We start from the raw sequence: 11,514 nt of genomic DNA, 5'->3' as shown, positions 1-11,514 counted from the left end.
GCTATCTTCCTCGGCCGGAGAAGCCGTGAAGCCGTCCAAGCCCTCGTACCGCTCCAGCCGTCCCGCGCCCGGCGCCAGGCGGCGCCCGTCGCCCGCGCCGGCGCCCAAGGTCGTCGTCGACCGCCAGGGACCGCTTCACGCCGAGATCGTCGTGGTGGGGCGTGAGCTGCTCCGCGGCCAGGTCCGGGACGGGAACGCGGGCTGGATCGCCGGCGAGCTGACGCGACGCGGCGCCCTCGTCCACCGCGTCACGATCGTCGACGACCTCGAGCGCTCGATCACGAACGCCGTGAGCGAGGCGCGGCACCGCGGCGTCCACCTGATCGTGACGACGGGAGGCCTCGGGCCGGCGCTCGACGACCGCACCCTCGCCGGTGTCGCCGAGGCGCTCAACCTCCCGCTGACGCTGAGCGCGCCGGCGCGCGACATGGTCGAAGAGGCGTACCGGGCCCTCAAGGAGGCGCGGGTCATCGGGAACACGGGGCTCGACCGCCCGCGCGAGAAGATGTGCATGCTGCCGGTGGGCGCGGAGGCGCTGCCCAACGCCGCCGGCGTCGCGCCCGGGATGCTCCTGCGCCTCACCGGGGGTGCGGCCGTCGTGGCGCTTCCCGGGCGGCCCGAGGAGACGCGCGCCGTCTTCGAGGGCGCCGCGGAGCGCCTGCGTGACCTCTTCCCGCTGCGCGCGTCGGCCGAGCGCGAGCTCGAGGCGCCGACGTCGGACGAATCCGCGATGCGGCCGGTCCTCGACCGTCTCGTCGAGGAGTTTCCCGGCGTGTGGATCAAGTCGCATCCGCCCGCCGGCCGCCGCCGCGACCCGATCCGCGTGACCCTCCAGTCGTTCGCCGCCACCCAGAAGGAAGCCGACACGCTCGTCGAAGGCGCGCTCCGCCGCCTCCTCGCGCTCGCCGGCAGCCGCTGACTCCACCCGTGAGGCTCCCATGGTCCGAACTCTTCTCGCGCTCGCGACGGGCGTGCTGATGCCCACCCTCGTCCTCGCCGCCCCGCCGAAGCCGTCGATCGCGCCGGCGACCGTCGATGCGACGGTCGCGAAGATCGTCGCCGCCCATCCGGGAAGCGACGCCCGCGCGCGGCAGGGCGTGGCGCAGGCGGCTCAGCGGTGGTTCGCCGACGACGGCGACGACGCCGCGTTCACGGCGTTCTGCGCCCTGAACTTCGCGGCCGACGACGCCGCACGCGACGCGATCTTCGCGCGACTCGAGACGGTGCTCGAGCAGATCGACGGCCGCATCCACGAGATCCGCCGGATGCTCGTGAGCCCGCAGGACCTCGACACGGGGCCGGTCTCCCCGCTCGACCTCAAGCTCGGCGATCTTGATCTCGCCGCCCACGTCGACGACGATCTCTTCAAGACGAAGGTCGCGTTCGTCGCGCTCCTGAACTTCCCGGTGCACACGCTCGCCGAGCGTCTGACATCGGGCGGGTCGTGGTCGCGCGACACCTGGGCGCGCTCGCGGATGATGGACCGCTTCGCCGTTCGCGTTCCGGCCGAGATCCAGCAGGAGGCGACGAAGGCGTTCACCGCCGCCGAGCAGTACATCGCCGGCTACAACATCCGGCTCGACAAGCTCGTCGACCGGAGCGGCAAGCCCCTCGGATTCCCCGACGGGCTCTCGGTGATCACGCACTGGGGGCTCCGCGACGAGCTGAAGTCGCACTACGCCGAGGGCGCCGCGGGGCTCGCGAAACAGCGCGCGATCTACGAGGTCATGACGCGCATCGTGCGGCAGGAGATCCCCAAGGACGTCATCGACCGCGGCGATCGCACGTGGAATCCGTGGTCCCCCGCCGCCGACGCCGACCGCGAGCCGGACACGCGCTACCGCAAGCTGCTCGACACCTTCCAGGCGGTGCGCCTGGCCGACCCGTACTGCCCCACGGCACCGACCTACATCGACCGGAAATTCGAGCTCGACCGTCAGATCCCAGAGACGCAGGTCGAGCAGCTCCTCGTCTCGGTGCTGTCGTCGGCCGAGGTCAAGGACCTGGCCGCGCTGATCGTGAAGCGCCTCGGGCGGCCGCTCGAGCCGTTCGACATCTGGTATGCCGGCTTCTCGCCCCGCGCCGGGAAGAGCGAAGCCGAGCTCGACGCGATCACGAAGGCCAAGTACCCGAGCGTCGAGGCGTTCCAGGCGGGGCTGCCGTCGATCCTGACCGGCCTCGGCTTCACGGCGGAGAAGGCATCGTGGCTCGCGGAGCGCATCGTCGTCGATCCGTCCCGCGGCGCCGGCCACGCGATGGGCGCCGTCCGCCGCGAGGACAAGGCCCACCTGCGCACGCGCATCCCGTCGGGCGGCATGCTCTACAAGGGCTACAACATCGCGATCCACGAGCTCGGGCACAACGTCGAGCAGTCGTTCTCGCTCGGCGAGATCGACCACTGGTTCCTGAACGGCGTCCCGAACAACGCCTTCACCGAGGCGCTCGCGTTCGTGTTCCAGGGGCGCGACCTCGAGCTGCTCGGCCTCGCCGGCTCGGACGAGGAGCGCGCGAAGCAGGAGGCGCTGAACGACCTCTGGGGCGCCTACGAGATCGGCGGCGTCGCCCTCGTCGACATGGGCGTCTGGCGTTACATGTACGCCCATCCCGACGTCACGCCGGCGCAGCTGCGCGTCGAGACCCTGCGCATCGCGCGCGACGTCTGGAACCGGTACTACGCGCCGCTCTTCGGCGTGAAGGACGTCGACCTCCTCGCCGTCTACTCGCACATGATCTCGTACGGGATGTACCTGCCCGACTATCCGCTCGGCCACATCATCGCGTTCCAGGTCGCGAAGACGGTTCGCGTCCCGAAGTTCGGCGCTGAGTTCGAGCGCGTCGCGCGCCAGGGCCGGCTGACCCCCGACGCATGGATGCGCGGCGCCGTCGGCGCGCCGCTCTCGGCTCAGCCATTGCTGGATGCGGCGCGTGCCGCGCTGCGGGGACAGTAACCAAGTTTTTCTTACACAGAGGGAACAGCTTCCGAAACTTTGAACAGCAAGTTTCGGAAGCTGTTCCCTCTGTGTAAGAAAAACTTGGTTACTGTCCCCGAGCTGCGGCGGCCATCGCGGCGAGCTTCGCGCGGGCGACGTCGACGCGCAATGCGCGCAGGCCGCCGTCAGGGACGGCCCACAGACGGTCGGGCGGCAGGAGCTCGCTCAGTCGCGCGACACGGCCGCGGATCTCGTCCTCCGTCTCGACGCGGGAATCGACGACGTCGACGATGCCGACGCCGGCGACGCGATCGGAGGGCAGCGCACGCGTGAACGCCTCGAGCCCTTCGTAGTCGCAGTGCGCGCCTGCGACGAGGAGGCCCTGCGCGGGGAGCGACGCGAGATCCCTCCCGACCGCCTCGAAGTCGACGTAGCCGAGGTAGAGCCAGACGCGCGCGCGGCCGCGGAGCGGTGCCGTGACCTTCTCGAGCGCCTCGTGGAGGAGCGCGACCTCGCCCGCGCGCGCCCCGGCCGACGGCTCGTCGAGCTGGATCTCACGGGCGCCGGCGGCGACGAGCGCGAGCGCCTCGTCGCGCACGATCGCGGCGAACGCCAGGCATGCCTCGCGGCGCGAGGGGTAGTGCTCGTCGAACGCGGCGTCCATGAGCGAGTACGGGCCGGGGATCACCGCCTTCATCACGCCGCGCGTGAGGTCGCGCGCGAAGGCCCAGCGGTCGGCCGTCGCGGCGACGCCGCGACCCAAGGGACCGACGATCCTCGGCCGGCGAACGTAGCGGTCGCCGTAGACGCGCACCCATCCGTCGATCTCGATCCCGGAGAGCCCCTCGGCGAACGTGGTGATCGGGTCGGCGCGGTCCATCTCGCCGTCGACGAGGAGGCTCAGGCAGAGGCCCTCCTGGAAATCGACGGCGCGGCGTACGGCTTCGTCCTCGACCTCGCGAAGCGCCGCGGCGTCGATCTCGCCGTCGCGGAAGCGGCGGCGCGCCTCGTGGAGCGCCGGCGGCTTCGGGAACGACCCGATCGTCGACGTCAGGAGCGCCATCGCCACTCCCTCTCGAGTCGCTCCTTGAGGTAGCGCGCCTGGAGAAGCTTGTCGAAGGCCGCGTCGCGCGGGATGAGCTCGAGGCCGCACTGCGGCCCGACCATCGTGTCCCGCGCCATCAGGATCTCGCGGTAGGGCGCGAGGCGCTCGGCGACCTCGTTCGCCGTCTCGAGCCGCGAGGTGCGCGCGTCGAAGAGGCCGAGATGGACGCCCCGTCCTTCCGGCAGCTGCGCCAGGAGCGGCCAGTTCGCCTGGCCGTGGACCATGTCGAGGCCGAGGTGCGTGCCCGGAAGCGCCGCGAGCGCATCCGAGAGCGCGCCGAGATCGCCGAAGTAGGTCGACAGCACCGTCGTCGCGCCCTCGCCGCAGGCATCGAACACGGTCGCCGCGGTCGCCGCCGCCAGCTCCGCATCGTCCGCCACCCGGCAGAGCATCGGCTCCTCGAGCTGGAAGTGGAGGATCCCCGCCGCTCTCAGGTCGCGCGCCTCGTCGGCGAGCGCCGACGCGTACGCGTGCGCGAGCGACGCGACGTCGCCGTAGTGCCGATCGCGGCTGAGGCGCGCGAGCGTGACCGGCCCCGGGAGCGCCGCCTTGAGCGCCTTGGGCCGGACGTCGAGCGCCTGCCGCGCGTCGCGCACGAGGATCGGTCCGTTCCGCGCGACGTCGCCCGTGACGACGATCCGGCGATCGTAGAGCCCGGTCTCGAACCACCGCGTCAGACCGCAGAGCGTGACCCCCCGGAGCTTCCCGGCGACGTGGGAGAGCGGTCCGCTCCAGCGCACCTGCCCGTCGGTGACGACGTCGACGAACGCCCGGCTCTGCTCGGCGACGACCATCGACGCCACCTCGTCCTCGACGAGCCGGACCGTCGCATCGTCCGCCTGTCCGCGCTCGCGCTCCCTCGCGACGCGGCGCAGCTCCTGGTCCCACGGCGCGTTGCCGATGCGCGGGTACGACGAGTGCGTCGCGGAGCGGATCATGGGCGGAGCGAGAGTCTACCGCGCCGGCGGGTCTTCGAGGTGCACGACCGAGGTGAACAGGTTGGCCCAGACGACGTGGAACCGCGGGTCGCCCTCGATCCGGCGCGAGAAGGTGACGTAGCGCGCCGGCAGGAAGACCCAGCGGCAGCCGAACGTATTCCGGATCGCGCCGTAGAGATCCTCGGCCTGGCCCCGCGCGATCTGCGTCCAGAGGAGGGTCCGCTCGCGGCTCGTCACCCACATGTACGTGGGGTCCATGCCGACGAGGTAGTGATGCGTCCCGTCGGCGTAGAAGAGCTCGGGGAATTCGTCCCAGCCGAGGTGGAAGATCGTCTCCCCGGGGGGCACGTGGTCCTTGATCCACGCCGACGCCTCGAGATACTGCGGCGGATCCTCGTCGGCCGCCGCCGCGCGGTCAGCGGCCCAGGTGCGCCAGAGGATCGCGGCGATGAAGAGCGAGGCCACGAGAACCGCCCGGCGCTGCCTCTCGTCCCCAATGGGATGGTCCGCCACCACGTCCCGGACGGCGACCGCGGCCAGGAGAAATGTGAACGGCGCCGCCATCTCGATGAACCGCTGGCTCAGGAACGCGAGGACGAGGAACCCGCCCGCGACCGGCAGGAGCGTGCGCGCCTCCTCCGGAACGCGCCGGCGGTAGCCGATCGCGAGCAGCGCCGCCGCGAAGACGACGAAGACCCCGAAGTTCCGCAGCAGCAGCTCCATCGGCGGCAGCGGCAAGAGCTCGGTTCCGATCCGTAACGTGTCCCCCATCGCCCACGACGCGCGGAGCACCTCGACGTTCGAGACCCACCACATCCTGAAGTCGTTCGGGAAGTAGGGACTGAGCGTGATCCCGGCGAGCGCGCCGCCGGCGGTCCACAGCGTCGTGCGAAAGCGGGAGCGGCCGGGCGCCGGCGCGACGACGTCGTGGAGCAGCGCGACGCACGGCAGCAGATGGAACGAGCAGTGCCAATGCGCGTAGACGAACGTCAGCGCGGCGGCGAGGCGCGCCTGCCCGCGCAGGATCGCGCCCGTGCCGGCGAGGGCGAGCCCGATCGCGAGGACGACCGGGCGCGTGTACGTCATCCGGTAGGTCATCTCGGGCGCCAGAGCCAAGAGGCCGATCGCCCACAGCGCGGGCCACGGGACGCGCAGCGACCGGACGGTCCCCCAGAAGATCGTCATCGTCACCGCCGCGAGGAGGACCGAGAGCGCCTGCGCGCCCCGCAGCGGGTCGCCGAGCGTGAACGGGATGAGCAGCGCGTGGTACAGGATGTTCAGGTCGGCGAACCGGTCCTTCAGGAACGATTCCTGGAACCAGGGGAAGCTCCGCGACAGCCCATCGTGCCTGACCACCTCCGCGTACTTCACGTGGTACCAGCCGTCGGTGTCGTAGATCGGCGGCCCGGCGAGACGGATGCTTCCGACGACGAACGCAGTCAGGAGGAAAACGCCGAGGGCGCCGGCGAGCGCCGACCTACGACGGGACAACCGTCAATCCCGTCGCGCGCGACTGGACGCGATCCATCCAGAGCTTGAGGTGCGGCGCGTACTCGCGGGGCACGCACTCGCCGCAGATCTCCTCGGCGAGGCCGGCCATCGTCCTGAGGTTCGTCGCGAGCGCCGCCGAGCGCCGGCGCTCGGGGCTGAGACACTGGAGGAGCGCCGCGAACTCGCGCAGGCCGCCATCCAGGTGCGCGAGGATCGACTCCATCACGTCCTCGCCGGGGATCGTCTGCGGGCGGTAGAGCAGGTCGTGGATCGCCCGCATCTCCCCCGAGAAGACCGCCGCCGCGCTCTCGATCCGCGTGAGGAGCGCCTCCGACGGCTCCTGGCCACCCTGGCAGTGCTCGGCGATCTCCTGGATCTCGCGCACGACCAGGTGGAGGTTCGTCCGGACGCGGCCGAGCCGGTCCTCGAAGGCGATCCGGTGGATCTCCGCCGTCATCTCCTCCTGCCGCCCCGAGGAGAGCTTCGAGATGATCGCGCCGAAGACGAGCAGGCACGCGGCGCCCTCGATGATCGCCAGCAGGCGCAGGATCCCGTTCGGCACGACGTCGCCGAAGCCGATCGAGAGGCCGGTGACGAAGCTGAAGTAGATCGCCTCGAGGAGGTCGGCCGCCTCGTGCCCGAGCGGCTGGCCGAGCTCGCGGAGCCCCTGGCCGGGGAGGAAGCTCAACCCCCAGTAGAGGAAGCCGAAGACGAGATTGATCGCGAGCCACGTGACGAGGAGTCGCTTGACCGTCCACGAGCGCGGGACCGTTTCCGTGATCGCCAGCGGTCTCGGCCGCCGTTGCTGCGCGCTTCGAACGGAGGCGACGAACGGCGAAGCCGCGTGCGGCGCCCGGGGCAGCTCCGCCCCGCGATCGACCGGAAGACCGGCCTCGCTCCACTCGGCCATCCCGCCATCGAAGGCGCGGACGCGCGTGTAGCCCATCTCCTGAAGAAGGCCCACGGCCTTCACGTCGGCGTGTCAGGTGGGGCTGGCGCAGTAGACCGCGATGTCGGCGTTCTTGTCGGGCAGGACCTCGCCGGCCTTCGTGGGGATCTCCGAGACCGGCAGCGACAGCGAGCCCGGGATCCGCGCCGCCTCCCATGCGCTACGCGCCAGCGCGTTGACGATCGTCAGCGACGGGTCGTAGAGGCGCCTGAGCAGCTCTTGCCGGGAGATCTGGGGAACGACGAGCGGCTCGGCCATGCCGCCATCCTAGATGACGCGGCGATAGTCTTCGAGCGCGAGGTTCCAGACCGGCACGCCGCAGAAGCGTGCCCCCTCGGGACAGAACGGCTTCGTCCCAGCCTCTTTACGCACGCCGCACGGCGGCAGAAGTTGCGCGCCGAGGCGCGGATGGACGGCGCGCACCTGCTCGGCCTCGTCGACCGACGCCTGCCAGATCTCCTCCTGGGCGAGGTAGCAGAGGCGCATGACGTGCTTGTGCCGCAGGTTCAGAAAGTCGGTCGACTCGGTGTAGCGAACGTTGACCGCGTTGGGCAGCAAGTAGAGGGCGAACTCGTCGGACACGCCCATCGACTGCAACGCGCCGATCCGCTCCCACACGCGGACCATCATCTCGCGGTAGCGCCGCTCGACCTTCGGGTCCTGCCGCACGAGCGCCGGCACCGCGTAGTCCGGCTCCCCCGTCGCGTGCGCCGCGAGCATCGGCCGGCTCGCCGGCGTCATCCGGTGCCGCTGATCCTGCGAGTCGCCTGCGTGCGAGATCTTCTTCCGGAAGGTGTACGCCGGGTGGTGCATCGCCCGCGTGAGCTTATCAAACGTCGTCACGTTCAGCGCCTGACCGAGCGTGGCGTTCCGCGAAGGATCGCACGCCAGCGCGATCGCCTCGTCGTCGGTCATCCTGGACGACGGAACGCCCAGCACCTCGCGCACCGCGCGCGCCGTCTCTTCCTCCGCCCGCGCCTTCCAGTCGACGAGCTTCGACATCCTCCCGCCGAGCGAGGCGTCGAACTCGGCGATGAACTCCGACCGCACTGTCCGCGACGCCAGCTCCGGCCGCGCCGCGAAGAACGCCGCCTCAGGCGTCTCCTCGACCGGCACCGGCTCCTCGAGCAACCTCCGGTACTCCGGATCGATCGCGAGGAGCGCCTCGACCATCTTCCCGACGACCAACTTCTGCTCGTAAGGAACGTCGGCGTGCTCGCACATCCTCCAGTACCGCAGGATCGTGAGCGCCGACACCGTGTGGTAGAGGTACGCGCACGTCGCGATCGGCAGGACGTAGCGCGCGATCTCCTGCGCTTTCTTTTCGATCTCTTTCGCGTAGCCGTCCTTCCCTCGGCGTGCCGGGAAGCGCTGGAAATACGCCGTCTCGGCGAGCGGGAGGAGAACCTGATTCAGCTCGCGGTAGAAGGCGAGCTGCTGTTCCACGCCTTCGAGATAGATCGCCCTCGCGTCGCCAGTCAAAGGAGGTACAAAGCAGTTCGATTTGCGCACCTTGACGTAGCGCTGGCTCACCTGCTCCGAGTTGTAGAACGGGTGCGCGTGCAGGAACGACCAGAGGAACTGCCGCGACACGTTCTCCATCGCGAACTGGAAGTACGCGTGCTGGATCGTGGTGTGGTGCCCTGCCTCGTAGAGGTCGCGGGCAAGCCCCTCACCTCCCGGCTTTAGATCCGAGTCCTCGATGAGGCCCTTCGACGAATAACAGGTCCGCGCCGTCGTCAGCACCGTGTTGAACGGCTTGACGAAGTGCCGCACGATCCGGATGCGCGGCTCGGGGGATCCTTCGGGAACCTGAAGCGGGATCGGCTCGGCCATCAGGCGGAGATTTTAGCAGCACGGGGACAGGAACCACGTTTTTCTGACGCGGTGACTGTCCCTATTTTTTCGGCGTGCCGGAGACAGCCTTCTCCGTCTTCTCGACCGCCGACTTCGTCGCCTTCGTTCCGGCGTCGACCGCCTGCGTGATCTTCTTCTTCACCGCGTCGAGCTCCGGCGCCGCCTCGCCGCGCCACACCTTGCGCAGCGTCTCCATCCCCGCTTCGTACTTCTGCGCGACGGCATCCGGCGCGACAGCGTTCCCGATGTCGGCGACGACCGCCACGTACGGCGCCAGCTTCGACGTTGCCAGGAGCTGCGACCCGCCCTTCGTCGACACGACGATCGGATGCACGATGAACGCCGCCGCCAGCGCGGCCGCGACGAGCCCGAGCGCCGCCCCCGCCATCCGGTCGGCCCACGACAGCATCGCGACCTTCAACATCTTGCCGACCAGAAACGCGACGAGCCCGCCCGCGACCATCGTCCCGACGAAGATCAGGAGATAGGCCGCGACCCGCGCCGGCGTCTCACCGACGTGGCGCCCCATCAGAACCTGCGCCAGCCCTTCCTGGTACCGGTTGGCCAGGAAGAACGCGACCAGGAGCGACAGGATCCCGATCAGGATCCGCGTGAAACCGCGCATCAGCCCCATCACGAACCCGAACGCGAAGAGGGCGACGAGGATCCAGTCGAGAACGTTCATGGGACGCATGGTACCGCAGGCGAGTCCATGTAGGATCGTGCGCCGGGAAGCGGAGGACGACCGTGGGCAGAGGCAGGCTGGAAGCGTTCAGCGACGGCGTCATCGCCATCATCATCACGATCATGGTGCTCGAGATGAAGGTGCCTCACGGCGTCACCGTCGATGCGCTCATTCCGATCATCCCGACCTTCCTCTGCTACGTCCTCAGCTTCGTCTACGTCGGCATCTACTGGAACAACCACCACCACATGCTTCACACCCTCGAGCGGGTGACCGCGTCGGTGCTCTGGAGCAACCTGCATCTCCTCTTCTGGCTCTCGCTCTTCCCCTTCGCGACCGGCTGGATGGGCGAGAACCATTTCGCCGCGCTCCCCTCCGCGCTGTACGGCGTCGTCCTCCTTGGCGCCGGAATCGCCTACTACGTCCTCCAGCTCACGATCATCGCGTCGCAGGGACCGCACTCGAGACTGAAGGCCGCGATCGGCAAGGACTGGAAGGGCAAGCTCTCCCCCGTCATCTATATCGCCGGCCTCATCGCCACGTCGTTCGCGCCGTGGCTCGCGCAGGCGCTCTACGTCAGCGTCGCGATCATCTGGCTCGTGCCGGATCGGCGGATCGAGCGATCGTTCAAGCAGCACGAAGCGTGAGCCCTAGCCCCACATCTTCCCTTCCTCTTCCCCCACCCACGCCTTCCACAGATCGAACCAGAGCGCGAGCGGCGCCCAGCGGCCGAGAGGCGCGAGGCGGCGCTGGATCGTCGTGTCCTTGATCTTGCGGCCGCCGTGGTAGAGCTCGCAGTACTTCGCGCGGATGGCGGAGTCGAGGGCGAGGCCGTACGGCTTGCCGAGAAACTTGAGCAGATTCTCGGCGACGTAGGGGCCGACACCGGGGAGCTTGATCATTTCCTTGCGGAGGATCTCGGCGTCGCGCGCGTCGGCGTCCCAGGCGGCGGGGTCGTAGGTGCCGGTGACGACGCCGCGGCTCAAGGCGGCGAGGAACGGTGAGCGGTAGCCGGCCTTGATGATGGTGCGGTAGTCGCGCTCCTTCACCTCCGCCATGCGTGCGGCGGTCGGGAACGAGCGGGCGCCCTCTCTGTCCTGCTCGCCGTAGCGCTCGACGAGGGCGCTCGTCATCTTCTTCGTGAACGCCCACGAGCAGTTCGTCGTCAGGACGAGCTTGACGACGTCTTCCCACGCGGTGGGGCTGCGGAGCAGGCGGCCGGCGCCGCCGTCGGCGATCCAGCGATAGCGGTCGTCCTTCCTCACGGTGTCGTGGAACTCGGACATGTCGACGTCCAAGGCGAGGACGCGGCGCGCGGCGGCGGTGAGGGTCTTTTTCTCCTTGGCCGTTGCCGCTCCCGGCGACTCGATCTCGATGTGATTCGTGTCGCCGCGCATCGTCAGGCGGCGCGCGCCGCCGCCGGGCATCGCGACGATCGTCGTCAGCGTGCGCGCGTCCTTCGCGGCCTGGAACGGCGCGAGATCGCACCAGCCGTGGCTGGCGACGGTGCGGCGGAAGGAGAAGCCGGTGGGGAGGTCGAGCCGCGCGCGCATCGCACT

Annotated in this window: 11 protein-coding genes; 3 read left to right on the top strand and 8 right to left on the bottom strand. The window is 69.7% G+C overall.

Going from position 1 to position 11,514, the window contains the following annotated elements:
• Positions 1 to 25 precede the first annotated feature (25 nt).
• On the top strand, positions 26 to 919 hold the full coding sequence (locus VFV19_06495; GenBank protein HEX4823943.1) for a molybdopterin-binding protein: 894 nt from the start codon (positions 26 to 28) through the stop codon (positions 917 to 919).
• A 19-nt stretch (positions 920 to 938) separates the two neighbouring features.
• On the top strand, positions 939 to 2,948 hold the full coding sequence (locus tag VFV19_06490; protein HEX4823942.1) for a hypothetical protein: 2,010 nt from the start codon (positions 939 to 941) through the stop codon (positions 2,946 to 2,948).
• 88 nt (positions 2,949 to 3,036) lie between these two features.
• On the opposite strand, the gene VFV19_06485 is transcribed toward VFV19_06490, so the two are convergent.
• The 7 genes from VFV19_06485 to VFV19_06455 form a co-directional block, all read right to left on the bottom strand.
• Entirely contained in the window at positions 3,037 to 3,993 is a 957-nt protein-coding gene (locus tag VFV19_06485) for a hypothetical protein (protein ID HEX4823941.1), read from the bottom strand.
• Complete coding sequence (locus VFV19_06480; GenBank protein ID HEX4823940.1) at positions 3,981 to 4,973, bottom strand: hypothetical protein; 993 nt, start codon at positions 4,971 to 4,973, stop codon at positions 3,981 to 3,983. The genes VFV19_06485 and VFV19_06480 overlap by 13 nt, the downstream gene beginning before the upstream one ends.
• 15 nt (positions 4,974 to 4,988) lie before the next feature.
• The gene (locus VFV19_06475) at positions 4,989 to 6,464 is read right to left on the bottom strand and encodes a hypothetical protein (GenBank protein HEX4823939.1); all 1,476 of its coding nucleotides are present in this window, start codon (positions 6,462 to 6,464) and stop codon (positions 4,989 to 4,991) included.
• On the bottom strand, positions 6,451 to 7,428 hold the full coding sequence (locus tag VFV19_06470) for an ion channel (protein ID HEX4823938.1): 978 nt from the start codon (positions 7,426 to 7,428) through the stop codon (positions 6,451 to 6,453). Before VFV19_06470 ends, VFV19_06475 begins: the two co-directional genes overlap by 14 nt.
• Positions 7,429 to 7,446: 18 nt before the next feature.
• Complete coding sequence (locus VFV19_06465) at positions 7,447 to 7,671, bottom strand: rhodanese-like domain-containing protein (protein HEX4823937.1); 225 nt, start codon at positions 7,669 to 7,671, stop codon at positions 7,447 to 7,449.
• Between the two features lie 9 nt (positions 7,672 to 7,680).
• The gene (locus tag VFV19_06460) at positions 7,681 to 9,249 is read right to left on the bottom strand and encodes an FAD-dependent thymidylate synthase (GenBank protein ID HEX4823936.1); all 1,569 of its coding nucleotides are present in this window, start codon (positions 9,247 to 9,249) and stop codon (positions 7,681 to 7,683) included.
• A 61-nt stretch (positions 9,250 to 9,310) separates the two neighbouring features.
• Entirely contained in the window at positions 9,311 to 9,955 is a 645-nt protein-coding gene (locus tag VFV19_06455; protein HEX4823935.1) for a CvpA family protein, read from the bottom strand.
• A 62-nt stretch (positions 9,956 to 10,017) separates the two neighbouring features.
• Between VFV19_06455 and VFV19_06450 the strand changes: the two genes are divergently transcribed.
• Positions 10,018 to 10,602, top strand: a complete 585-nt coding sequence (locus VFV19_06450) for a TMEM175 family protein (GenBank protein HEX4823934.1) — start codon at positions 10,018 to 10,020, stop codon at positions 10,600 to 10,602.
• Positions 10,603 to 10,605: 3 nt separating this feature from the next.
• On the opposite strand, the gene VFV19_06445 is transcribed toward VFV19_06450, so the two are convergent.
• Positions 10,606 to 11,508 (bottom strand): hypothetical protein, encoded by a 903-nt coding sequence (locus VFV19_06445; GenBank protein HEX4823933.1) that lies wholly within the window; start codon positions 11,506 to 11,508, stop codon positions 10,606 to 10,608.
• Positions 11,509 to 11,514: the final 6 nt, after the last annotated feature.

The sequence above is a fragment of the Candidatus Polarisedimenticolaceae bacterium genome (assembly GCA_036275915.1).
GTDB lineage: Bacteria > Acidobacteriota > Polarisedimenticolia > Polarisedimenticolales > DASRJG01 > DASRJG01.
The sequence above is the reverse complement of the archived record's forward strand: the minus strand, read 5'-3'. Positions and strand labels throughout refer to the sequence as shown.

Excerpts from the sequence above, each read along its gene's own strand:
- VFV19_06490 (HEX4823942.1), top strand. The coding sequence starts at position 939 with ATGGTCCGAACTCTTCTCGCGCTCGCGACGGGCGTGCTGATGCCCACC.
- VFV19_06485 (HEX4823941.1), bottom strand. The coding sequence starts at position 3,993 with ATGGCGCTCCTGACGTCGACGATCGGGTCGTTCCCGAAGCCGCCGGCG.
- VFV19_06480 (HEX4823940.1), bottom strand. The coding sequence starts at position 4,973 with ATGATCCGCTCCGCGACGCACTCGTCGTACCCGCGCATCGGCAACGCG.
- VFV19_06465 (HEX4823937.1), bottom strand. The coding sequence starts at position 7,671 with ATGGCCGAGCCGCTCGTCGTTCCCCAGATCTCCCGGCAAGAGCTGCTC.
- VFV19_06460 (HEX4823936.1), bottom strand. The coding sequence starts at position 9,249 with ATGGCCGAGCCGATCCCGCTTCAGGTTCCCGAAGGATCCCCCGAGCCG.
- VFV19_06455 (HEX4823935.1), bottom strand. The coding sequence starts at position 9,955 with ATGAACGTTCTCGACTGGATCCTCGTCGCCCTCTTCGCGTTCGGGTTC.
- VFV19_06445 (HEX4823933.1), bottom strand. The coding sequence starts at position 11,508 with ATGCGCGCGCGGCTCGACCTCCCCACCGGCTTCTCCTTCCGCCGCACC.